Raw genomic sequence first — 21,561 nt, forward strand, 5'->3', positions numbered from 1 at the left:
CGCTAGTCGTCCGCGTCCGGGTACTCGTCCTCGTCCTCGTCGTCGTACCGGCCGGATTCCTCTACCTCGACTTCAAGGATCTTGAGCAGCTCCGTATCCGGGTTCAACATGATGGCAGCCTCGTCGCGACGGTGCTGCAACACGGTGTCCAGGTAGGACTGCACCGTCTCGGCCAAGGGCACGTACCTGTCCTGTTTCTGGCTCATGTACCAGCGGTGCTCCAGGACCTCGTGAACCACTTCTGCCGGCTCCAGTTTCCCAGCGAGGTGCCGCGGAATGGACCGCACAATGGGCTCGAAGATCTGGCTGACCCAGATATGGGCGCTGATTTCCTCGTCCAGGTCCGGGTTGTTGTCTGCCCGGAACTGGTCCATGTCGTTGAGGAGCCTGCGGGCCTGGTTCTCCTGGGCGTCCAGCCCGGTGAGGCGCAGCAAGCGGCGCTGGTGGTGACCGGCGTCGACGACTTTTGGCTGGAGCTGGATGGTGGAGCCGTCCGCCGTGGTCTTGATGGCGTATTCCTCCACATCGAAGCCCAGCTCGTTGAGGCGGCGGATGCGGGCGGCCACGCGCCACCTTTCGCCGAGTTCGAAGGATTCCTTCTCGGTCAGCTCAGTCCAGAGCCGGCGGTAGCTGTCCATGATCAGCTCACTGGTGGCGACTGGGTCCACCTTCTCTTCGATGAGCCCGCCGTCCAGCAGGTCCATCAGTTCGCCGGCGATGTTCACCCGGGCGATCTCAAGATCGTATTCGCGCTGGCCCATGGACAGGTCCGGGTAGAGCTCGCCCGTTTCGGCGTCCACCAGGTACGCGGCGAAGGCGCCGGCATCACGGCGGAACAGCGTGTTGGACAGTGAAACGTCACCCCAGTAGAAGCCCACAAGGTGCAGGCGCACCAGCAGCAGCGCCTGGGCGTCGATCAGGCGCGTCAGGGTGTCCTTGCGCAGCATCTGGGAGAACAACGCACGGTACGGCATGGAGAACTTCAGGTGCCGCGTCACGAGCACAGGGTTCAACGGGCGCCCGTCCGCGGTGGTGCGTCCGGTGATGACAGCCACCGGCTCCACGCAAGGGACGTCCAGCCGTGCCAGCTTCCGCAGCATGTGGTACTCATGGCGGGCCACGTGCTCCGACGTTTCCTTGATGGCGATTACCGATCCACCCAAATGGGCGAAGCGCACGATGTGCCGGGAGATGCCGCGGGGGAGTGCGGCCAGGTTTTCAGCGGGCCAATCCTCCAACGCGATGTGCCACGGCAGGTCCAGAAGCTCCGGATCGGCCGTAGCTGCCGTGATGTTCAGGGAACCGATGACGCTGGCGGGCGGTGCAGTGTCCTGGGCGCTGGCTGCTTCAGTCCGGGGGAGCTTGCCGATTTGCCCGTAGTCGGTCGGTTCGTCGTGCCACTGGGCTTCGTTTTGCTCGCTCATACTTCAATTGTTCCGTACTTCTCGCTGCTGGCAGTCGCTGCGGCAAAGGGATACTCCGGTTTGGCGGACCATTCGACGTCGGGCGCTTCCTGGAAGACGACACCTTGCATGGCGAGCCGCTCGCCCAAGGCGCCCAGCCGACGTCGGAAGTCACCCGCGTTGCGGACCTCCTGGCCTGACCAGGCGACTTCTGCCAGGGAAACTGCCCTCGGGTACAGGAGCCATTGGGCCTGCTGGTTGGTGCGGACGGTTTCGGTCCACAGGGGGCCTTCGACGCCGAGGATCTGGTGGTCTTGCAAACCGCCTTGTGCAGGGTCCCAGTTGTAGTACTCGGACCAGGTGAAGGGTCCGCCCTCCACCCATGACAGGCCGATGGGGCTGTCCGATGTGTACTTCTGGTCCAGGTAGGTGGTAGCCGCAGGAGACATGATCACCTGCGAGCCGTTGTTCCCGGCCTGCCGCACCGTTGGCTCGAAATCGCCGTGCCAGTACTGGATCACGGCACCTTCCGGAAGCTCGACGGCGGCGAACTCGTTCCAGCCCACCACCGCCTTTCCGGTTTCGGCGCCGATCCGAACGAACTGCTGCACCATGGCCACGTAGTCGTCGTGGCCCGTGACATGGGCTTCGTCGCCGCCGATGTGGAGGTAGGGGCCCACAGTGATGGCTGCGAGTTGGTTGAGGACTTCGCGAACGAACTCATACGTGGCGGGCAGATCCGCGGTGAGGGTGGACCAGCCGACCTCGGCCGTGGTGCTCATCGGCTTGGCTTGACCATCGGGGTTGAGCTGGGGAATCGCAGCGAGGGCTGCGTTGACGTGGCCCGGGAGGTCGATCTCCGGGATCACCAGTACGTTCTTGGTGGCGGCGTAGGCCTGGATGTCCCTGAAATCCTGCTGCGTGTAGAACCCGTGGCGCCCGCGGGCCGGCACAGCGGTGGGCACCTCTACAGCGCCTTGTCCGCCGATAGCCGTGAGCTGGGCGTAGGGCAGCCCGGACGGGTTTCCTGCCGACCCAGGATCGTTGATCTCGATTCGCCACGCCTGATCGTCCGTGAGGTGTAGGTGCAGGGCGTTCAGTTTGAACTGCGTCATGACGTCGATCTGCTCCTTTACTTCCTCCACGGTGAAGAAGCTGCGGGCGACGTCCAGCATGAGGCCGCGGTACGCGAAGCGCGGGGCGTCCGCAATCTCGACGGCGGGAATCGTCCAGGTGCCTGCCGATGGGTCGGTACCTTCAAGGGAAGCCGGGAAGAGCTGTCGAAGCGTCTGAACACCGTTGAACAGCCCTGCGGCGGTGGAGGCCGTGAGCCGGACTCCATCGTCGGTGACGCTGATCGCGTAGGCTTCCGGGCCGCCGTCGAACGCTTCCATCAACTCGAGGGCGATGTCGCCGGGGCGGGTGTCCTCAGCGATGGGCAGTTCGAAACCGGTGCCGCGGCGCAGCAGGGAGGCGAGTTGTTCAGCGACCGGCGCAGTTGCATCGGCAGCGGTGATCCGTGCTGTGGGGGCGAGGGTGAAGGCCGGGCCGTCCAGGAGTGCGACGTGCGAGGGGCGGGGAATCAGGTTGTCCGTCGTGTTCATGCCGTTCTTTCTGGGAGAAAGGTTAACGCGAGAGCGGCCCGACCGGGAGGGGTCGGGCCGCTATCACAATGCGGATGTACTTGCCGGTGGGCGTACCCAGCCGGCTGCTGCCGGGATTAGTCGCCCAGGCGGAGGCCGGTCTTCGTGTCGAACAGGTGCACGTGGCCGGACTGCGGACGAACGAAGATGGACTCGCCCTTCATCGGGGGGCGACGACCGTCGACGCGTGCAACGATGTCGTGGCTCTTGCCATCCAGGATGGTGTGGCCGTAGACGTAAGCGTCGGCGCCGAGTTCTTCCACGACGTCAACCTCGACCTGGAGGCCTTCGCCGTTGCCGACAGTCTCGAGGTCTTCCGGACGGGAACCGACCGTGACGGTCTGGCCGTGAGCCTCTTCGAGGACGTCACGCGGCACGGGGTAAACCGTTCCGCCGAACTGGACGCCGCCGTCTACGACGGGGAGTTCCAGCAGGTTCATGGCCGGGGAGCCGATGAAGCCTGCAACGAAGACGTTCTGCGGGCGGTCGTAGAGGTTGCGCGGGGTGTCAACCTGCTGCAGCAGGCCGTCCTTCAGCACTGCGACGCGGTCACCCATGGTCATGGCCTCGACCTGGTCGTGCGTCACGTAAACCGTGGTGACGCCGAGGCGGCGGGTCAGGGATGCGATCTGCGTACGGGTCTGGACGCGGAGCTTGGCGTCAAGGTTGGAAAGCGGCTCATCCATGAGGAAGACCTGCGGGTTACGGACGATTGCACGGCCCATGGCAACACGCTGGCGCTGACCACCGGAGAGTGCTTTCGGCTTGCGGTCCAGGTACTGCTCAAGGTCAAGAAGCTTGGCGGCTTCGCGAACACGCTCTGCGCGCTCTTCCTTGGGGACGCCGGCGATCTTGAGCGCGAAGCCCATGTTGTCCGCAACAGTCATGTGCGGGTACAGGGCGTAGTTCTGGAAGACCATTGCGATGTCGCGGTCCTTCGGCGGTACGTCCGTGACGTCGCGGTCACCGATCAGGATGCGGCCTGCGTTGACGTCCTCAAGGCCTGCGAGCATGCGCAGCGAGGTGGACTTACCGCAACCGGAGGGTCCAACGAGGACCAGGAATTCGCCATCGGCGATGTCGATGTTGAGCTTATCGACGGCGGGCTTATCTGTGCCCGGGTACAGACGCGTAGCGTTATCAAAAGTAACTGTAGCCACAGTTATCAATCCCTTCACCGGCAGGTACGTGCCGGACGATCCGTTGTGAATGGTTCATTTTCTTCAGTTGAACTCCCCGGCCATTGGACGGGGAGGATCGTGTGACGTCGCACGGTTCTGTGCGTCACATCACATCCAAGAGTATGTCAGACTTTTTGACTAACTACCTAAATGTTACGAATGTCACATGTTGCACTGCTCACACGCTAGGCCCCGGCAGTGACCCGACGACGCTCGCGGAGCAACGCTTCCAACAATTCCGCGATGTGAACAGGCGCCTCCACGCGGTACTGCGCCTGCGTAAAGTCCAAGCCCACCTTGATCCCGACGTCGTCGCCCATCAGCCGGCCCAGCGCGTCCTCATCGGTGACGTCGTCGCCTGCAAACAGAATGGCCGTGGCACCCGTCGCCTGGCGAAGGAACTCCACGGCTTCGCCCTTTGAAGCGTGGACCACGGATGTTTCCAACACCCGCTTTCCAGTCTTCAGGTAGACGCCGGGATGCTCGCTCAGCACCCGTGTGGCGGCCTCGACGGCGTCTTCCGCAACGTCGTCGTCGGCCATCCTTGTGTGGAGCACGATGCCGGCAGGCTTGTCTTCGAGCAAAGTCCCCGGCGCGATATTGACGATTTCAGCGAGAACCTCCCTGACCGCGGCCAGCTTGGCGCGCTGCTCATCGTCCAGTTCCAAACCCAAGGATCCTTCGCCGAGCCAGACCTCAGCGCCGTGGCTGCCGATCAGCAGCGTGGTGGCCGGAGGCGCGGCGACCAGGCGCAGGCTGTCCAGTGCCCGGCCCGAGATGAGTGCCGTCGTCGTGCGTGGAAGCTCGGCGAGTGCCTCCAAAGCCGCGGCAGAGCGCGGCAGGGGGCGGGCGTCCTCGGCGCGGTCCACGATAGGGGAGAGGGTCCCATCGAAATCGAGGGCCACCAGGAGGTGTTCCGTGCCGGAAATGCGCCGGACTGCTTCAAGCAGCTCCGGCGACAGGGAAAGGCTCTCAGCTGTCATCGCGCACCACCTTCTCTTCCAGGGCGGCCAGGAACTCCGCCGACCAGTGATCGACGTCGTGATCCAGAATTTGCTTGCGCATCAGCTTCATGCGGCGGCGCGCTTCCTTGGCGGGCATGTTGATGGCCCGCAGAACGGTGGACTTGAGTCCGTCGATGTCGTGCGGGTTGATCAGGAGCGCCTGCTTGAGTTGGTCGGCAGCTCCAGCGAATTCACTCAGGACCAACGCGCCGTCATCCTCGGAACGGGCCGTGACGTACTCCTTGGCCACCAGGTTCATGCCGTCGCGCAGCGCGGTGACCAGCATGACGTCCGCAGCGAGGTACAGCGCCACCATTTCCTCCACCGGGTAGCTGTGGTGCAGGTAGCGGACCGCGGTGTTCTGGATGGTGTCGTAGGTGCCGTTGATGTGGCCCACGGTGCCTTCGATCTCCTCGCGGAGCAGCCTGTACTGTTCAACCCGTTCCCGGCTGGGGCTTGCCACCTGGATCAGGGTGGCGTCCTCCACCTTGATGTGGCCGTCCGCCAGGAGTTCCTCGAAGGCCTTGAGCCGGTGCCGGATGCCCTTGGTGTAGTCCAGGCGGTCCACGCCAAGGAGGATGGTTTTCGGATTGCCGAGGTCCTTGCGGATCTGCTGTGCGCGCTCGATGATCTCAGGGTTGGACGCGAGCTCGCGGATCTGGGCAACGTCGATGGAGATCGGGAAGGCCTGCGCCCGGGCAATGTGCGTGACCTCGCCGTCGGGACCCTTGACGTGCACCTGTTGCTGCTTGACGCTGGCGCCCAGGAAGCGGCGGGCCGAACGCATGAAGTTGCCGGCGTCGCTGGGCCGCTGGAAGCCCAGGAGGTCCGCGCCGAGCAAACCGTCAATGATTTCCCTGCGCCACGGGAGCTGGGCGAAGATCTCCGGCGGCGGGAAGGGAATGTGGTTGAAGAAGCCGATCTTGAGGTCCGGACGAGCCTCACGCAGCAGGCGTGGAACCAACTGGAGTTGGTAGTCCTGCACCCAGACAGTGGCGCCGTCCGCGGCGTGGCGGGCGACGGCGTCGGCAAACTTCCGGTTGACCTTGCGGTAGGAATCCCACCACGTGCGGTGGAATTCAGGCGGCGCGATCACGTCGTGGTAGAGCGGCCAAATGGTCGCGTTGGAGAAGCCCTCGTAGAACAGCTCAACATCGTCGCTGCTCAGCTGCACCGGTATGAGGTCCATGCCTTCATGGCTGAAGGGGCGCACCGTCTCGTCCGGGGCGCCATGCCAACCCACCCACGCGCCGTCGGACTTTGTCATCATCGGCGCGAGCGCCGTCACCAGGCCGCCGGGCGAACGCCGCCACCCGCTTTCTTCGTTGTCATCGCTGATGCGATCGACGGGCAACCTGTTGGAGACCACCATGAAGTCGAACTTGGTTGCCGTGGGCTTCTTGACGGGAGAAGCCCGGACGCCGTCTTCGGTCTTGAGTTTTTCGCTTGCCAAATCCTGCATTAATGCTCCCTGGGGTTGCTGTGACTCAACTCCCAGCCTACTAGCGGAATCTTCGGCCGCAGTTGATCGTTCAACAACCGGGCAAGAGGGTCCGCGGCAGATCTTCAAGTTTGCTCCCGTAAACTGACCCCGTTGCCCTAGCTATGCCCTTTGACGTCGAATACCCCGAGGAACTGATGAGCCCCGCAAACGAACCACGCCTGTCCAAGGCTGAACGCACCGCCCAGGCACGGGAAAAGGCTCGCGAAATCCGCGAAGCCCAGCTGAAGAAGGAGAAGCGCAACAAGCTTCTGGTCGGTTGGGGCATTGTGGTGGCCGTGGTGGTCATCATCGCTGTGGTTGCGTTTGTGATCGTCGGCAACATGCAGAACAACGCACCCATCGCCGACCAAGGCCCGACGCCGGCCAACGGCAACGTGCACGGCGGCGTCACGCTGCTGGCCAACTCTGAAGTTGTGAAGTCCGAACCCGCCACCGTCAACGTGGCAGACGTTCCCTCCCCTCCGGCCACCAAGCCCGCAACCGTAACGGTCCCGGGTGGCGAAGCCGAAGCCGGCAAGCCGGTCAAGGTTATTGCCTACATCGACTTCATCTGCCCGGTGTGCAAGCAGTTCGAGACCGCCTACGGTGAGTCGCTCACGAATCTTCGCAACGAAGGCAAGATCTCGCTCGAGTACCGCCCGCTGGGCTTCCTGGACCGCCAGTCCACCACCAACTACTCCTCCCGCGCAGCCAATGCTGCTGCCTGCGTAGTGAACTCCTCTCCCGAGAAGTACGCGGACTTCTTCAACCTGCTCTTCGAGCGCCAGCCGGCTGAAGGTGGCGCGGGCATCTCCGACAACGACCTCAAGGCCATGGCCACCGAGATCGGTGCGGCCAACATTGACTCCTGCGTCGACAGCAAGCAGTTCCGCCCCTGGGTGAAGGTTGCTACGCAGGAAGCTGCGGCGATCGGCATCACCGGCACGCCCACCGTGTTCATCGACGGCAAGCAGTGGGACGGCAAGGCCGACCTGAATGCCGAGATCCAGACGGCAGTTGATGCCAAGGGCTAACCCTTGGGAATTTACGACGGCGGCCGGTCACCTCTACGAAGTTGGGTGACCGGCCGCTGTTGTTCCGGCAAATTTCGTTGACGGGGATGGTCTGGGCTAACCTTATCTAGCGCTCTTTCGCGCTGTGCTTCGGGTTAACCGGAGTGTGCCTCCTTAGCTCAGTTGGCCAGAGCACCGCTCTTGTAAAGCGGGGGTCGTCGGTTCGAATCCGACAGGGGGCTCTACGAACCCCTCCATTCCGGCGATTTGCCCGGAACGGAGGGGTTTTTCGTGTCTGACTTGCGGCGCCGTTGCCTTCTCTGAAGACTAGGCACCGAGCACGGGCCGAGGGGCCGTGGAGCATTAACTGTTGGGGGGCCGAAAATGCTGGGTCAGAGAATGTATGCGTGGCGTCGCCCGTTGTGGCCGGTCACCTTCGTCATTGTCATGGCCGACATCGTGGTGTGGCTCTTGCTGATCAACAGTGTCACAGGCGGCGACCCAACCCTCGGCAATGTCGCGTTTGTGGTGACGATTGGGTGGCTTGTGCTGGGGCAGTCCATCGGCCCGAAGCTCCGGGCCCGGAGGGGCGGGTCCCAAGGCGCCAAGACTAAACCGGCAGGCCGGTGAGTTTCTCCTTGGAGTACCAGAAGAAGGCCATATTTTTTTGGGGGGCATCATGGAATGGTGGCGGGATGCGGTGGCAGAGCCATGAGGAAGTTCTTTGCCTTGTCCTGGCTGCAGGTCATTCTGTTCCTTGCCTTGGTCGCGTCAACGTTGTCGGTGCCCGACCCCAGCCCGTGGCGATTCGTTCTCGCCGGAATACTGCTCTTCGGCACGGGCATCAGCGTTGGCTTCAAACTGACCACTCCCAAGGCGACTCCCGACGGGCAAGCCTCGGACGTGAACACCGGGTCCTGAGTCCATCTGGAGAGGCCGGCTAAGGCGACATAGCGCGGGCGCAGGGGAGCGCTGCGGAATCCAGGTCTGCGGCTTAGCGCCCGTTGAGGGGTGACTGCGGGAACTGGTAGAAGAGTTCGGGGTCGCCTTCGTCCAGTCCGAAGACCATTCCCGCGGAGACCCATCCGCGGCGTGCGAGTAGGCGCTGCATGATCTGGTTCGAGAGGTTGGTCGAAGTAAAGAGCTTAGTGTGGCGCTCAGTGGACTCGACGTCGCTGATGAGCAGTTGACCGATGCCGGATTTTCTGTGGTCCTCTCCGACCACGATGAGCACCAGGAAGTCATTGCCGAAGAAGGAAGGCTCAACCACCGTATAGCCGACCGGGGAGCCGTCCTTGGTGGCTACCCTGACCGAACCGGACTCGAGCCATTTACGGAGTTCCCGTTGCCGGTCTGGATCCCGCTGTGCGACTTGGTCGAGAGCAAGCAGGTCGTCGAACTGAGCGGCATTCCCGTCCCCAATGATTTTCATGCTGACCCTACCTGCGCAGACGGAGGCGCTCGCCATGGGGCAGCGGCATCAGTTGTCCCCGGTCCGTGCCGCCCTCTTTAGCTCTGCGATCCTCAGCCTCAAGAAGATAATGGTCAGGACCAGCGCGTATACGGCCAGAACGGCCACGGCGATCATGAAGACGGCGTAGAGGATGCCGACGATTCCGAAAGCCGGACTTAAATTCATTGCTGCCCCCATTGGTCGTTGAGTCCCAATGCTACGTAGACCACCCGCGATTACCGTGGACCCGGTAGGGCGCGCCCCGTTCACTGACGATCGTTCCAAACAATCGCCGGATGATGCTGCCGCTGCATCGCGCGAGGCTCAGGGACAGTTCAGGGTGCCGGTGAGGGGCTGGCCAGCCCAGGCGTTGGTGGAGTTTGGAACCTTGTAGTAGCCGCGGATCTGGTAGGTCCACGTCCCGGACAGGTTGCTCACGCTTTGGACTCCTGAGCTGTACGACTTACCGGAGCTCTTGCTCAGATCGCCGGTGAACTGTACGACGCCATCAGGGTCGATGATCTTCAGCTCGTGGTAGTTCGCGTAGGCGACGGCGCTGAAATTGCCGACGCTGATTTTGGCCTGGGCGAACCAGAGGAATGAATCGCAGCTCTTGGTCACGGTCACCGTGTTGGCTGCCGGGGCCGGGATTCGGGCCGCGGTGACTGCCATTGCGCCTGTGTCGGTGTCGTTGAACTTTGCATGGGCCGGCGAGGCGGGGACGCTGATCATCAGCAGCACGACAGCCAGGATGATGGCTGGTACTTGCCAGATGATGCCTTTGCCCTGCATGTGCGTGTTTCCGTCCCTGTAGCGTGTTCGTTCAATTCAACTGTTCCAACCTCAACTGTGCCCCACCAGCCTCAGGAAAGGCCTTGGTGAACACTCAAGGTCCGCTCAAGACGGAAAATCTCCCGTGCGGGTCACTCACTGCCTGCTGCCTGGAGCTCTGGGGCGCTTTCCGGGCTGACATCTTGGGGTCTTTGGTCCAGAGGGCGGCGAGCATTCCGGCCTCGCGACTTGCCCGGGAAATGGGCCGGGGACCGGCCGGAAGGGCATGCCGGCCGGCCCCCGGGGCCTATTGGGTGAACCCCTCGCGGGGATTCGGGTGGTGGTTACTTGGTGGTTTCGGTGCGTTGGGTGCCGGTGAAGGAGAAGGCGAGGGTGGAGGTGGCGCCTTGGAAGTCGTTGTTCGCGGTGGCTGGCAGTGCGGTGGTGACTTTGAGGTTGTCGGTTTTGGTCGAGGTCAGGGAGGTCAGGTTGTTCAGGACCTTGTTCGCTGCGATGACGGGGCCGTTGGCCAGGACGGTGGTTTTGGTGCCGGCGCAGGTGTAGGGGGCGGCGGTGCCGGTCCAGGCGACGGAGCAGTTTTCGATGGTCAGCTGCAGCCCGTGCGTGGTGTCGGTGGTGAGCAGGGAACCTGTGGCGCCGGCGGAGGTGGTGAGGGTGACGTTGTTCAGGTCCGAGTTGCCGGTGTTGGCCAGGGTGACGAGCTTTTCGACCTTGTCGCCGGGCAGCAGTCCTGCGACCGGGACGTTGAGCGTGTTGTTCGCTCCGGTGCCCAGGGCGATGGTGACGGTCCCTGCGGTGACGGCCTGGGAGGCGGAGGTGGAGGAGGTGAACGCGCCGTAGGTGCCCATGCCGGCGACGGCGGCTGCTGTGCCGACCAGTGCGACGGAAGCGAGGATCTTGCCGGAGGTGGACTTCAGGGTGATGGCCATGGGGATCAGGTGTCCTTTCGTGTGGCCACCGTGATCGGCCGGCCGGTTCTTGCCGGCCTGCGTGGCTGACAAGAACTACTGTGCCGGGCCCGGATCAAGAACCCATCCGGTGTTCAGTCAACAGTTCCTCAGGAAAAACTCAAGACTCCCGCACCGGCAAAATCCTGGCATGATTCCGGGCGGTCGTGTCCGTCTGCACCCCGCAGGCGATTCAGAAACTCCCGATAGCCCTGGGCCGTGCGGCCTCTAAGGCCTCTTTCACTTGCGAAAGGGCGGTGGCTGTCATTCCTGAGGGACGTCCTGATCTCTGTTCTTGTCCTTCCAGGAGCGCCACAGGACTGAAATCACTGCCAGAGCCATGGCCGCCGCGGTGAACCACAACGAGGTGGAGCCCTGTAGAGCAATCGCTACAGATGCAGTCAGAATCGCTGAGGCTATTGCCATATAGACCCATGGTCCCGTGGTCATCGAATCACTCCTTGGCAGGTTTCCTCACGCTTATGGGGCGCACGCATTTCTTACTGGGGGATAAGTTCATGACCGGTAGTTGGCCACTTTTCGCTGCTTTTGTCGTCGCATAATTGGCCGTCGCCGGGCTAGCGGCCCCTGCTACGGCAGCGCCGGCTTGATGCGGCCCGTCCCGCTCCATGAAGTTTCTTTGATGCCACCCAACAGGCGGTATCTGTTGCCTTCCCGGATGATGGAGGTGCTTGCCCACCGCGTGTCCATGGATGCTAATGGCGGAGGTAGGTTTCAGTGATCGCGTCCGCCGAAGAGTTCGTGGCGCTGCGGTGCAGCGAAGACCCCGGGGAGTACTTGGCGTGCCTCTCCGGGACGTTGTCCGTCGGCTGGTTAGTTCTGATCGTACGATCGAGCCTCATGCTCGCATCTCGCTGTCAGCTGTCCTGACCGAGATCGCCCTGTAGGCGTACCCGTCCTGCTCAACGGCTTCCCAATCCAACTCCACCTTTTCCCCGGCAGTGAGCGACCGATAGCCGGCAACCTCGACGACGCTGAAATGAGCCCAACAGCCCCCGGCAGTCGGTGCGGAGTCAATGACACCCCACCCGTGTTCGTCGTTCCAGAAACGGACGACCCCTTGAGTTTTCATCGCACCAGTCTAGGTCCGCTACCGATGGGAGCGATGGCGACGTGACTCTGCCATGCGCGGGGCCCACTCGGTGAACGAGGAGCCACCGCAGCGTCTCCACGGACGGTGGCAAACGCAGCAACGGGCTGGCCCTAGTTTGCAGCCGAGCCGATCTTGGTTGCGACAGCATCAGCCTTGACGTACATCCGCATCAGAAGCACGACCAGGACTGCAGTGAAGCCAAGGCCACTGAAGAAGATCAACGGCACGCTGGCGTCATCCTTGGGCAGGACCGCGAAGAGAACCCACAAGGCTGCCGTGCACACGAGCAAGAAGACGGCTGTCCCTTTCAGAATCCTCAAGGATGCCTCATGGGAAGCTATCCAGGCTTCTTCGGAGGCCATGGTTGCCTTGGACCTGATGCCGAAAGTCGGATTCGGTCTGGACTGCCCCGCCTCGATCTGTGAAGCCAACATCTTCAGGAGTCCGGCAACGACCAGGAAAGCGATGCTGAACATGGTCGTGCTGGATGCTGCCCCCAAGAAGCTGCCCTTTCGTTGTGGCGTCACTTATCCGATGACCGACGCTAACCAGCCAGTATGGAGTGGCACAAGTCAATGACCTGAGCCGAGACTCCGGCCCGGCCGCTTGCCAGTGGCCGTTCGTGATACGAATGACAGCTCTTTCTGCAGCACGCCTCACCCGGTGCCATGCCCCACCGAGATCGGTTCGTCATGCTCAAGGACTATCCGCTGCGCCGAGCAGAGCCCCAGGTGTCTCCTCGGCCGATTACTTCACTCGGTTCTTCTGTTGAAGCCTCGCTGGCTGACCCTCTGTCGTACCGCACTTATCATCGGACGCACAGCGAGGGCTGCTGAATTCACGGAACGAAGAAACTTACTGGAATCTCCGATGAATCGTCCTCTACCACGCCAGGTTTGCGTCAGTTCCCACATGGTTCGGACAGCATGCACAGCGAGGACGACGACGAAGAGTGAGATCACCAGGCCAGCAATTGAGGCGGCCACGATCATCACCCCTGTGATGTGGACCAGGAGTACGGCAGTGATCACAACAGTGTGTGCGTCAAGAAGTTCCATATTCATTTCTCGTTATGCGGGAGGGCGGATCGGGTTTGCGCAGAAGGCGCGGGGAGGCGTACTCGCGCGGTGTCCGGCACGGTCAAAGCTGTTGAATGCCGGCACGACAAACGGACACCGAAGCTCACCTCGTGTCGTTTCCGGGCACCACTCTTACCAGGTTGTTCCCCCACAACACCAAGCCTCCCTGATTTCAGTTTCGTCTTATCCTAGCGATGAGCGCGCGGGCGTTCGTTGGCAACGCGTCAGGGACGAGTCAGAATCGACATGGGGAGGGAGGGTGTCCGGCGCGGCACTGCCCCCACTAAGGAGGAGAAGAGAAGATGGCAGAACCACAACCACTGGACATCACCTTCGTTGCCCGGCTCGGCAAAGTCCGATCAGGTGACACTTGGACCTGTGTCCAGCTCCCCGATTCTGCGAAGATCTTTGGAACCCGTGGACTGGTCAAAGTGGCCGGCACCGTAGACGGACACCCATTCACCGGTGCCTTCATGGCGCTGGGAGACGGTACGCACAAACTCCCGGTGGCTGCTCCTGTCCGCAAAGCCATTGGGAAGGACGACGGTGACGCCGTCGAAGTTCACCTCACTCAGCGCCTGAACTGACAGAGGGCAGTGGTGCAGCGTGCCACGGTTGTTCAGCTCTTGTGTGCGGCCGTCAAGTGTCGTACTGGGCGAGGCGGTGCCACAAGGGTTTGTCAGTCTGCATTGACAGGCGAGGGTTGTCAGTCTAGCCTGACAGTTATGAACGCTGATGAACTCTCCGAGCAGATTAGTTCGACGAGCCCCGCTATCGGCTTACGCGCGGTGGGAGCTCTTCACCGCCTGGCCGAACAGGTCGAAGCAGTCCACGTAGGGGCGGCCCGCGAACAGGGTTGGACGTGGGAGCAGATCGGTGACGCCCTGGGCGTTTCACGACAATCGATACACGCTAAATACCGGGAATGAGTTGAGCCATGTTTGAACAATTTACCCATGACACCCGACGGATCGTTGGGTACGCCATGGAAGAAGCCCGAAGCCGGGGCGACAAACGAATGGGAACGGAGCACCTCCTTCTTGGTGCACTCCACGAACCGGGTCCGGCAGCGGTCCTTGGCGTCAGCCTGGAAGACGCCCAAAAGGCAGCTTCGCGACTGGATGCCACTGCCCTGAAGAGCATCGGACTCGAAACCAAGGACCTCAAGCGGGCAACCATGCCAACCAAGGGGAGGAAGCCGCCGTTCAGTTCGGGGGCCAAGGAGACCATGGCCAGTATGCTCAAGCATGCCGTGGATCAAAAGTCCCGGCAGATCACCGCCGCCAACCTCATCGAGGCGCTCCTGGAGCGTGGCGAACACGACCCCGTGTCGGCACTTTTTGACGAGCTTCGCATTGACCGTTCTGCCGTGCGGAAGAGGCTGTAGCTGTGAACCAACCGTTGGACAAAGGACCGTTCTTTCACGGAACAAAGGCCAATCTTCGGGAGGGTGATCTCCTGGGCTCAGGCTTCAGGTCCAACTACCGTCCTGAAGTCGTGATGAACCACATCTATTTCACGGCTCTTCGAGATGGTGCGGGACTCGCTGCCGAACTTGCCGCCGGCGACGCTGAGCCACGCGTCTACGCCGTCGAGCCGACCGGGCCCTTCGAAAACGATCCGAACGTAACCGACAAGAAGTTTCCCGGCAATCCCACGCGGTCATATCGCAGCAGCGCACCACTCAAGGTCATTGGCGAAGTCACCGACTGGACACGGCTGGCGCCCGAGGCGCTGCAGGCGTGGAAGGAACGCTTGGCAACACTCCTGGCCGACGAACGCGGTGAAATCATCAATTAGGGCGGTTCTGCCCTACTTGGCGCTTTCCTTGCCTCGTCGTACCTTGCGGATAATGAGCCATGCCACGAAAGCGGCCACACCTGCGTACACGGCGTAGTTGAGGAACCGTGAGTACTGGTCTACCAGTTGGTATTGCTTGCCGAGCAACGCGCCCAGGCCAATAAGCAGGGCGTTCCACACCCCGGTCCCGGCAATCGTGAAGATGCTGAAGGTCATCAGGTTCATGCGTTCGGCGCCTGCCGGGAGGGAAATGAGGCTGCGAACGCCGGGCAAAAGCCTGCCGAAGAAGATCGCCGACTTGCCGTGACGTTCGAACCATTCGGCGGCTTTCTCGAAATCCTCACGATCAACCAGGGGAAGTTTCGACAACATGTTGATGGACCGTTCCAACCCCACCTTGTATCCCAGCCAGTACAACACCATTGCTCCGGCGTAAGCGCCGAGGGTGCTGGTGACAAACACCAGAAGAAGGCTCATGCCTCCCTGCTGGGTCAGGAATCCGGCGAGGGGGAGGATTACCTCACTTGGGATGGGAGGAAAGACCGTCTCCAAGAGCGTCATCAAGCCCACGCCCCATTCGCCAAGGGCTTCGATGACTTGCGCGGCGACACCGACAATGCCGGTCAATTGGTCCGCTGAACCCGTCGCTTCCAAAGAGCCGATCAAGCAGGTTTCCTTCCAAAGGGGTTACGGGTCCAAAGGGAAGCCCAGTGATGGGGGACCACTGGGCTTCCACCTCAACGCTATTCCCACTGACGCCGAAGGGCAACGAATGGATTACTGGGCTGGTGAATGCACGGCAACGGAGGAACGTTCAACCGGCGGGCAGGCAATCTTCACAGCGGATTCGAGGGGCGCAGCGTCCAAGCCCAGAAGCATGCGGACTCCGGCCGCACCCAGTTCATAGTGGGGCAGCGAGACCGTAGACAGTGGAGGACGAAGATGGGCCGCGATTACCTCCTGGTTATCGAAACCCACCACGGCAATGTCGTCTGGAATGGAGAGTCCGTTCTCTCTCAGGCCGTCGTAGAGGCCCATGGCCATGCGGTCGTTGTAGCAGTACACAGCTGAAACGTTGCGCTTGAGCAGGTCTTCCGTGGCGCCGTAGCCGCCCTCCTGATCCGGGTAGGCTTCCAGCACCAAATCAGGGTCAAAAGGAATCCCGGCTACTTGGAGTGCGTCCTTGTAACCCTGGAGTCGCCCGTCCTTGGCCGGCGCGGGGGTTGTGGTGTTGATGAAGGCGATTCGCCGGTGGCCGCCCCGGAGGAGGATATCCGTGGCCGACTGTCCACCCTGGGCTTCGTCCGGGACCACAGCGCGTGCGGCCCCGGATTTCGGTGAGAAGCAGTTGACCAGGACGAAGTCCGCCTCGCGAAGGGTTGGCGGGATGTCCGTGGGGCGATGGAACCAAGTGGAGTACAGGATGCCGCGTACTTTGTATTCCAGCATCATGGCGATCGCGTCTTTTTCGAGCTCCTGGTTGCCCTCGGTATTCGCGATGAGCAGGGCGTAACCATGTTTCCAGGCCTCGTCCTGGGCCCCGTGGATGATCTGGCCGGCGAACGGCGTGGTGGCTACGCCGTCGGCGACCAGCCCGATGAACTTCGAGGTGCCGCTGACCAGCGTCTTGGCCATTGCGTTTGGTCTGTAACCCAGCTGAGCGATCGCCGCAGTGACGCGTTGGCGGGTTTCGTCGGCAATGCGGGCGTTCTTCTTCTTGTTGATCACCAGGGAGACCGTGGCAGTGGACACGCCGGCCAGTTCAGCGACTTCGCGGAGGGTCACCGGATGGGCGTGGCCTCTCCTGACAGGAACAACGGGCGCGGCCGCGTTGCCTGAATCTCTCTCCTGCGAAATCATCTGTCCTCCATCAGGAGTATATCCGTCTGCCATGGCCGTCATCCCTTGTTTGCCCCGCTCTCAAGGCCCTGGATCATGGCCTTGTTGAGGACCAGGAACACCAGCAGCAGCGGTGTGATGGTCACGCAGACGGCGGCGAAAGTCGCCGTCCAGTCGACCTTGCCCATGGCGCCTATGTAGTTCTGCAGGCCCAGCGGAATGGTTTTCAGGTCCTCGGAAAGAACAAAGGTGTTGGCGAAGATGAAGTCGTTCCAAATGAAGATGCTGTTGACCAGCACAACTGTCACCACCGTGTTGAGCGAGAGCGGCAGGGTGATCAGTCCGAAGATGCGGTAAGGCCCGGCGCCATCCAGGGATGCGGCCTCGTAGGTTTCACGCGGAATGTACTCAAAGAAGGACGAGAACAGGTAAATGGACATCGGAAGGGCGAAGCCGGCCAGCGGAATGATCATCGACTGGTAGGTGTCCAGCAGGTTCACGGCGGAGTAATCGATGAACAGGGGGACCAACGCGATTTGGACGGGAACAATGATGCCAATGAGGAACAAGCCCCGGACGAACTTGCTGAGGCGGAAGCCAAGGACCTGGATGGCGTAGGCGGCCATCATGCCGAACAGGACAATCAAGATGTTGGCGCCCATAGTGACGATGAAACTGTTCAGGATGTTCCGTCCCAGGTCGCCGGTTTCAAAAGCGCGGGCATAGTTTTCCCACGTCAACGAGCTGGGAAGTCCGAACGGATCACCGGTGGCAAAGTCGTGTTCGGTCCGCAGGCTGGTCACGAACAGCCAGGCGAGCGGGTACACCTGGACGATCACGATGAGCATGATCAGGACCCTCGAGAGCGTCCGGTACAAGCTGGGCTTCCGACGCCGGCGCTGGGAGACGGGAGAAGGAACCCGGGCACAGGTTGGCTGGGCCGGGGCTGTCTGGGTGATCATGAATCTGCCTTCCGCTTGAGCATGAACAAGATGAGGCCGACGGCGACGAGGCACTCGATCACGATGAAGACGGCGATGGTACTTGCGTAGCCAAAGTCCGTGCTGGTGAAGGCTGTCTTGTACATATAGGTGGTGAGCAGCTCGGAGGACTGCCCGGGGCCGCCGTTGGTCATCAGGTAGGGAATGTCGAACCCGCGCAAACCGTAGGTGGTGGCCATGATGGTGGTGGTAATCCACACGGGCCGTATATAGGGAAAGCGGATCTTGGTGAAGAGTGTCCATTTCGAAGCGCCATCCAGTACCGCGGCTTCTTCGAGTTCCTTGGGCACAGCGATCAGGGCCGCATAAATGATGAGCATGTAAAGCCCGGTGAATCTCCATCCTTCAGGGGCGGACACGGCGGCTAGAACAGTGTTCACGTCGGACAACCAGGCCCGTTCAAAGGAACCCAGTCCCACCCAGTGCAGCAGCTGGTTCAGCAGCCCAACAGGGTCAATGGAGTAGATGCGGACAAAGAGGAACGCAATCGCCACGGTGGAGATCACCGCCGGCAGCAGGTACAGGGTCTTGATGAGTTCCCGGCCCCTGCGAAGGGAGGTGAGCAGGCTGGCTACAACCAGTGCACCGCCCAGCTGCAGGACCAGGCAGATTGCCAGGTAGATGAGGGCGTTGAAGAATGCGCGCCAGAAAATGTCATCTGCGGTGAGCATGCGCACGTAGTTCGCCAGCCCGACGAATTCCATGTCACTGATGCCGTTCCAGGAGAAGAAGCTCAGGAACAGGGATTGAAGAATCGGGAAGAGGACTGCTGCGCAGTAGAGCAGCAGTGGTGGAAGCAGGAAGACCAGGACTGAGGTCCTTGACCTGTTGGGAAGCATGGTGTGCCTTTCGGGCGGGGGTGCTTACGGGCACCCCCGCCGCTTGGGTCTACTTGAAGAACTTGGGAGCGTTCTGCTTGATGGCGTCGTCCATGGTCTTGGTGAACTGCTCGGGCGTGATGTTGCCCTGGACCAGGAGGACAAGTTCCTGTTGCAGCCTGCCGTTGGTGGTGGGGTCCAGTTGGGTATCCCACGGCATGGCCTGCTTGTCCCCGAGTGTGTTGGCGGTTTCGAGAGCCTTCTTGTACAGCGGAGTTGCGTTGGCCGGGATGGCTGTTTGCACGTTGGTGGTGGGGGAGAGGGCGCCGGTGGCGGCGTACTCAGCCGGGTACTTGTCCAAGGCGAACTTCAGGAAGTCGCTCACCAGCGGATCGTAGGTCTTCGAGTTCACCGCCATGCCGATGCCGGAGGGGGAGACGAACTCGTTGGCAGAGGTCACCGAACCCTCGGTGGTGGGCAAAGTGAAGAAGTCGATGTCGTCCCGCACTTCAGGGTTGAGCTTGTCGGTGGCGAGGCTGGGCAGTTCCCAGGTGCCGATGTTGTACATTGCAGCCTGGCCGGAGGTGAATTGGTTCTGCGCGTCCGAGTACCCCTGGGCGGAGAACCCATCCTGGAAGCACTTGGCCTTGCCGAGTTCAGCCATCCAGGTCACGGTCTTCTGTCCGGCAGCATCGGTGAAGGAGGCTTCGCCCTTCTTGAGCTTCTGGACGAAGTCGGGCCCTGCAGCACGGAACGGCTGGTACGCGACGTAGCGTTCAAGCGGCCACTGGTCCTGCCCGTCGATGGCGATCGGCGTGATTCCTGCGTTGCGCAAGGCGGTGCACATCGCTGGTATGTCATCGAGGGATTTCGGCACGGCAACGCCGGCCTTTTCGAGCAATGCCTTGTTGTACCAGATGAATTCCAGCTCGAACTGGAACGGGATCATGTACAGGGAGCCGTCGTCGAAGCGTTGGTAGTCCAACGCGCCGGGCCGGTAGTCGTCGTAGATCTCCAAGGACTTCAGCAGCTTGTCGGCGTCCACCATTTTGCCCTGCTTGGCCAACTGTTGGGCGAAGGGGGTGGCATCCGTGTCGAACAACTCCGGCAGCTTGTTGGCTGCGGCCAGGGTTTCGAGCTTTTGGATATAGGAGGGTCGGTCCGGGGTGGTGATGAGGTTCAGTGCAAAACCCGGGTGGTCCTTGGCATAGTCATCTGCGAGCTTCTTCATGATGTTGATGACGGCGCCATCGGCGGGCCTGGAAAGCAGCCACGAAATTTCGCGGGGTTTGATTTCCCCGGTGGGGCTGACGTTGGCGGGGTTGGTGGCGGCTCCTCCGCCGCCACAGGCGGTCAACGCCAGGGCAGTGACGGCTGCGACGGCGGCAGCACGGAACAGTTTCTTCATTGCGGCAATCTCCCTTGATTGGAACAGAGGTTGGGGTTGGGGCGGAATATTCAGTTGTCGGTGCGCTGGCGTATCTCAAGCTCGGTCAGGGTGGCGGATCCTTCGCCGGCAAAGACGCCGATCCGGCCGGTAGTGAGGTCGTAAATCCTGGCGCTGAGCGCCACTTGACGGTCGACGACGGCGACGCAAGTGTCGCCGTCGACGATGACCTCAAGGGTGTGCTCGCCCGGGGTGAGGTCACAGGGGCGCTCAAGTTCGACGTCGAACGGCACGTCACCGGAGACGTGCCACTGCGCGTCGCCGGTGATGGTTCGGGGCCAGCGGTCGAACACGAGCCGGCTGCGCTTGGGTTCCAGGCGCAGGATGTAGGAACGGTCGCCGTCGTGGCTTGAGCGCAGCAACAGCCCGCACTCGGTGGTGTTTTCGGCGATGTCCAGCACCACTTTGGCGTAGAACTGGCTGGGCAGCTCCTCGTCGGAAACCACAGCCGCGTATCCGTCGGGGGCGTGGAGCCTGGACGGCAAGGACTTGTTCAGGGATACCGGGACGTCGTCCCAGAAGCTCTCCAAGAGTTCGTCTGCGAGGGAGAATGCCAGTGTTCCGTCCGGGTTTTGGCGGGCTTCCAGCACGGACATGGTGCCCGCCCATTGCCACGGCCCTTGGTCGGTATTGCCTTCCTTGCTGGCGATCCATCCGAAGAAGAAGCGGCGCCCATCGCGCTCCGCAGTTTTTGAGGCATAGAAGGCACGGCCGTCGATGCTGTCGAGGGCCGGCACCGTCCAGGGGCCGTCGGGACTCTTGGCCATGCGGTAGCGCGTGGTAAACGATTCCGAGAACTCGGAGTACACCATGTACCACCAGCCGCCCCATTGGAAGACATCCGGGCATTCATGCGTGATGTAACGGCGCGGATCCCAGAAGGGTTCGGTGTGCTGCCAGGTCATGAGATCGCTGGACACGCACTGGGCGATGACCCCGCGGCGCCGTTCAGGCCCGGTGGAATGCCGTGCTGCCAGCAGCATCCTCCACTGGCCGTTGCTGTCGTCCCGGAACACGAAGGGATCGCGCCAGTCGCCGGACTCGTAGCCGTCCGGAGCGCCGAAGGTGAGCTCCGGGTGCTTGGTCCAGCTCTGCATGCCATCAGTGCTCGTGGCGTGCATGACCAGCTGCAGGGGTGCGCCGTCGGATCCCAGGTTGCGGGGGTTCTGGCCTGTGTAGAACAAGTGATGGACGCCGGATTCGTCCGTGACGATGCTGCCGGTATAGGCATTGAAGTCCAGGTCGGTTTCGCTGCCATGATGCAGGGAAACGCCGTGGTCCTCAAACTGCGTGAGGTCCTTGGTGGTGACAAGGTTCCATGAGGTGCCGGGTTTCGGGTCCGAGCGGTCTTCGTGGAGGTAGAAGAGCCAGAACTCCCCGTCCTTCTCGAAGGGGATGAGGTCTCCAACCCAGCCGTCGGCGGGTTGGAAGAAGACTGAGCGTTTCATCTGCGCTGATGTCCATTCTGCTAAAGCGTTTGATCACTCGTAAGTTAGCCCGGAATTCGACGTTGTTCAAGCGTTTTAGCAAAATTCATTCCCGCG

Annotated in this window: 24 protein-coding genes and 1 tRNA gene; 7 read left to right on the forward strand and 18 right to left on the reverse strand. The window is 61.8% G+C overall.

Features of this window, described 5'->3' with window-relative positions:
• Positions 1-2: 2 nt before the first annotated feature.
• From N7568_RS03405 to N7568_RS03425, 5 genes are all read right to left on the reverse strand, one after another.
• Positions 3-1,424, reverse strand: coding sequence for a DUF4032 domain-containing protein (locus N7568_RS03405; RefSeq protein WP_261608514.1), 1,422 nt, complete (start codon positions 1,422-1,424; stop codon positions 3-5).
• Positions 1,421-3,007 (reverse strand): beta-N-acetylhexosaminidase, encoded by a 1,587-nt coding sequence (locus tag N7568_RS03410; protein ID WP_261608515.1) that lies wholly within the window; start codon positions 3,005-3,007, stop codon positions 1,421-1,423. Before N7568_RS03410 ends, N7568_RS03405 begins: the two co-directional genes overlap by 4 nt.
• A 116-nt stretch (positions 3,008-3,123) precedes the next feature.
• Positions 3,124-4,206 carry an ABC transporter ATP-binding protein gene (locus tag N7568_RS03415; protein ID WP_261608516.1) on the reverse strand — a complete coding sequence of 361 codons (1,083 nt, stop codon included), beginning with the start codon at positions 4,204-4,206 and terminating at the stop codon, positions 3,124-3,126.
• 206 nt (positions 4,207-4,412) lie between these two features.
• On the reverse strand, positions 4,413-5,210 hold the full coding sequence (otsB, locus tag N7568_RS03420) for a trehalose-phosphatase (RefSeq protein ID WP_261608517.1): 798 nt from the start codon (positions 5,208-5,210) through the stop codon (positions 4,413-4,415).
• Complete coding sequence (locus N7568_RS03425) at positions 5,200-6,693, reverse strand: alpha,alpha-trehalose-phosphate synthase (UDP-forming) (protein WP_306422583.1); 1,494 nt, start codon at positions 6,691-6,693, stop codon at positions 5,200-5,202. The genes otsB and N7568_RS03425 overlap by 11 nt, the downstream gene beginning before the upstream one ends.
• A 176-nt stretch (positions 6,694-6,869) precedes the next feature.
• On the opposite strand from N7568_RS03425, the gene N7568_RS03430 reads away from it, so the two are divergent.
• From N7568_RS03430 to N7568_RS03445, 4 genes are all read left to right on the forward strand, one after another.
• Positions 6,870-7,748 (forward strand): DsbA family protein, encoded by an 879-nt coding sequence (locus tag N7568_RS03430; protein ID WP_261608518.1) that lies wholly within the window; start codon positions 6,870-6,872, stop codon positions 7,746-7,748.
• 147 nt (positions 7,749-7,895) lie between these two features.
• Positions 7,896-7,969 (forward strand) — tRNA-Thr (locus tag N7568_RS03435).
• Between the two features lie 142 nt (positions 7,970-8,111).
• Positions 8,112-8,357 (forward strand): hypothetical protein, encoded by a 246-nt coding sequence (locus tag N7568_RS03440; protein ID WP_261608519.1) that lies wholly within the window; start codon positions 8,112-8,114, stop codon positions 8,355-8,357.
• Positions 8,358-8,438: 81 nt separating this feature from the next.
• A complete protein-coding gene (locus tag N7568_RS03445; protein ID WP_261608520.1) occupies positions 8,439-8,648 on the forward strand; it encodes a hypothetical protein in 210 nt (69 codons plus the stop codon).
• Between the two features lie 73 nt (positions 8,649-8,721).
• Here N7568_RS03445 and N7568_RS03450 read toward each other — a convergent pair whose 3' ends face one another.
• The 7 genes from N7568_RS03450 to N7568_RS03480 form a co-directional block, all read right to left on the reverse strand.
• Complete coding sequence (locus N7568_RS03450) at positions 8,722-9,159, reverse strand: GNAT family N-acetyltransferase (RefSeq protein ID WP_261608521.1); 438 nt, start codon at positions 9,157-9,159, stop codon at positions 8,722-8,724.
• A gap of 48 nt (positions 9,160-9,207) precedes the next feature.
• On the reverse strand, positions 9,208-9,366 hold the full coding sequence (locus tag N7568_RS03455; RefSeq protein WP_261608522.1) for a hypothetical protein: 159 nt from the start codon (positions 9,364-9,366) through the stop codon (positions 9,208-9,210).
• Positions 9,367-9,504: 138 nt separating this feature from the next.
• Positions 9,505-9,972: a hypothetical protein gene (locus N7568_RS03460; RefSeq protein ID WP_231341005.1), complete on the reverse strand. Its 468-nt coding sequence runs from the start codon at positions 9,970-9,972 to the stop codon at positions 9,505-9,507.
• Positions 9,973-10,295: 323 nt separating this feature from the next.
• Positions 10,296-10,973 carry a CalY family protein gene (locus N7568_RS03465; protein WP_261608523.1) on the reverse strand — a complete coding sequence of 226 codons (678 nt, stop codon included), beginning with the start codon at positions 10,971-10,973 and terminating at the stop codon, positions 10,296-10,298.
• A gap of 210 nt (positions 10,974-11,183) precedes the next feature.
• Positions 11,184-11,369 carry a hypothetical protein gene (locus N7568_RS03470; RefSeq protein ID WP_261608524.1) on the reverse strand — a complete coding sequence of 62 codons (186 nt, stop codon included), beginning with the start codon at positions 11,367-11,369 and terminating at the stop codon, positions 11,184-11,186.
• Positions 11,370-11,778: 409 nt separating this feature from the next.
• Positions 11,779-12,012: a cold-shock protein gene (locus N7568_RS03475; RefSeq protein WP_261608525.1), complete on the reverse strand. Its 234-nt coding sequence runs from the start codon at positions 12,010-12,012 to the stop codon at positions 11,779-11,781.
• Between the two features lie 131 nt (positions 12,013-12,143).
• On the reverse strand, positions 12,144-12,560 hold the full coding sequence (locus N7568_RS03480; RefSeq protein ID WP_261608526.1) for an SdpI family protein: 417 nt from the start codon (positions 12,558-12,560) through the stop codon (positions 12,144-12,146).
• Positions 12,561-13,414: 854 nt separating this feature from the next.
• Here N7568_RS03480 and N7568_RS03485 point away from each other — a divergent pair.
• The 3 genes from N7568_RS03485 to arr all read left to right on the forward strand — a co-directional run bounded on the left by N7568_RS03485 (position 13,415) and on the right by arr (position 14,912).
• Entirely contained in the window at positions 13,415-13,699 is a 285-nt protein-coding gene (locus N7568_RS03485) for a DUF1905 domain-containing protein (protein ID WP_261608527.1), read from the forward strand.
• A gap of 350 nt (positions 13,700-14,049) precedes the next feature.
• Positions 14,050-14,499: a Clp protease N-terminal domain-containing protein gene (locus tag N7568_RS03495; protein ID WP_261608529.1), complete on the forward strand. Its 450-nt coding sequence runs from the start codon at positions 14,050-14,052 to the stop codon at positions 14,497-14,499.
• Positions 14,500-14,501: 2 nt separating this feature from the next.
• On the forward strand, positions 14,502-14,912 hold the full coding sequence (arr, locus tag N7568_RS03500; RefSeq protein WP_261608530.1) for an NAD(+)--rifampin ADP-ribosyltransferase: 411 nt from the start codon (positions 14,502-14,504) through the stop codon (positions 14,910-14,912).
• 12 nt (positions 14,913-14,924) lie between these two features.
• On the opposite strand, the gene N7568_RS03505 is transcribed toward arr, so the two are convergent.
• The 6 genes from N7568_RS03505 to N7568_RS03530 form a co-directional block, all read right to left on the reverse strand.
• Positions 14,925-15,578 carry a DedA family protein gene (locus tag N7568_RS03505; protein ID WP_261608531.1) on the reverse strand — a complete coding sequence of 218 codons (654 nt, stop codon included), beginning with the start codon at positions 15,576-15,578 and terminating at the stop codon, positions 14,925-14,927.
• Positions 15,579-15,689: 111 nt separating this feature from the next.
• On the reverse strand, positions 15,690-16,772 hold the full coding sequence (locus N7568_RS03510) for a LacI family DNA-binding transcriptional regulator (protein WP_261609017.1): 1,083 nt from the start codon (positions 16,770-16,772) through the stop codon (positions 15,690-15,692).
• 38 nt (positions 16,773-16,810) lie between these two features.
• Complete coding sequence (locus tag N7568_RS03515; RefSeq protein ID WP_261608532.1) at positions 16,811-17,713, reverse strand: carbohydrate ABC transporter permease; 903 nt, start codon at positions 17,711-17,713, stop codon at positions 16,811-16,813.
• Positions 17,710-18,591: a carbohydrate ABC transporter permease gene (locus tag N7568_RS03520; protein ID WP_261608533.1), complete on the reverse strand. Its 882-nt coding sequence runs from the start codon at positions 18,589-18,591 to the stop codon at positions 17,710-17,712. Before N7568_RS03520 ends, N7568_RS03515 begins: the two co-directional genes overlap by 4 nt.
• Before the next feature lie 49 nt (positions 18,592-18,640).
• Positions 18,641-19,978, reverse strand: coding sequence for an ABC transporter substrate-binding protein (locus N7568_RS03525; protein ID WP_261608534.1), 1,338 nt, complete (start codon positions 19,976-19,978; stop codon positions 18,641-18,643).
• A 50-nt stretch (positions 19,979-20,028) separates the two neighbouring features.
• Positions 20,029-21,465, reverse strand: coding sequence for a family 43 glycosylhydrolase (locus N7568_RS03530; RefSeq protein ID WP_261608535.1), 1,437 nt, complete (start codon positions 21,463-21,465; stop codon positions 20,029-20,031).
• Positions 21,466-21,561 lie beyond the last annotated feature (96 nt).

The sequence above is a fragment of the Paenarthrobacter aurescens genome (genome assembly GCF_025421775.1).
GTDB classification, from domain to species: domain Bacteria; phylum Actinomycetota; class Actinomycetes; order Actinomycetales; family Micrococcaceae; genus Arthrobacter; species Arthrobacter aurescens_B.

Coding starts and splice junctions, on each gene's coding strand:
- N7568_RS03425 (WP_306422583.1), bottom strand. CDS start 6,693: ATGCAGGATTTGGCAAGCGAAAAACTCAAGACCGAAGACGGCGTCCGG.
- N7568_RS03470 (WP_261608524.1), bottom strand. CDS start 11,369: ATGACCACGGGACCATGGGTCTATATGGCAATAGCCTCAGCGATTCTG.
- N7568_RS03460 (WP_231341005.1), bottom strand. CDS start 9,972: ATGCAGGGCAAAGGCATCATCTGGCAAGTACCAGCCATCATCCTGGCT.
- N7568_RS03445 (WP_261608520.1), top strand. CDS start 8,439: ATGAGGAAGTTCTTTGCCTTGTCCTGGCTGCAGGTCATTCTGTTCCTT.
- N7568_RS03495 (WP_261608529.1), top strand. CDS start 14,050: ATGTTTGAACAATTTACCCATGACACCCGACGGATCGTTGGGTACGCC.
- N7568_RS03510 (WP_261609017.1), bottom strand. CDS start 16,772: ATGATTTCGCAGGAGAGAGATTCAGGCAACGCGGCCGCGCCCGTTGTT.
- N7568_RS03520 (WP_261608533.1), bottom strand. CDS start 18,591: ATGCTTCCCAACAGGTCAAGGACCTCAGTCCTGGTCTTCCTGCTTCCA.
- N7568_RS03485 (WP_261608527.1), top strand. CDS start 13,415: ATGGCAGAACCACAACCACTGGACATCACCTTCGTTGCCCGGCTCGGC.
- N7568_RS03525 (WP_261608534.1), bottom strand. CDS start 19,978: ATGAAGAAACTGTTCCGTGCTGCCGCCGTCGCAGCCGTCACTGCCCTG.
- N7568_RS03475 (WP_261608525.1), bottom strand. CDS start 12,012: ATGAAAACTCAAGGGGTCGTCCGTTTCTGGAACGACGAACACGGGTGG.
- N7568_RS03450 (WP_261608521.1), bottom strand. CDS start 9,159: ATGAAAATCATTGGGGACGGGAATGCCGCTCAGTTCGACGACCTGCTT.
- N7568_RS03455 (WP_261608522.1), bottom strand. CDS start 9,366: ATGAATTTAAGTCCGGCTTTCGGAATCGTCGGCATCCTCTACGCCGTC.
- N7568_RS03430 (WP_261608518.1), top strand. CDS start 6,870: ATGAGCCCCGCAAACGAACCACGCCTGTCCAAGGCTGAACGCACCGCC.
- N7568_RS03440 (WP_261608519.1), top strand. CDS start 8,112: ATGCTGGGTCAGAGAATGTATGCGTGGCGTCGCCCGTTGTGGCCGGTC.
- otsB (WP_261608517.1), bottom strand. CDS start 5,210: ATGACAGCTGAGAGCCTTTCCCTGTCGCCGGAGCTGCTTGAAGCAGTC.
- N7568_RS03405 (WP_261608514.1), bottom strand. CDS start 1,424: ATGAGCGAGCAAAACGAAGCCCAGTGGCACGACGAACCGACCGACTAC.
- N7568_RS03530 (WP_261608535.1), bottom strand. CDS start 21,465: ATGAAACGCTCAGTCTTCTTCCAACCCGCCGACGGCTGGGTTGGAGAC.
- N7568_RS03410 (WP_261608515.1), bottom strand. CDS start 3,007: ATGAACACGACGGACAACCTGATTCCCCGCCCCTCGCACGTCGCACTC.
- N7568_RS03515 (WP_261608532.1), bottom strand. CDS start 17,713: ATGATCACCCAGACAGCCCCGGCCCAGCCAACCTGTGCCCGGGTTCCT.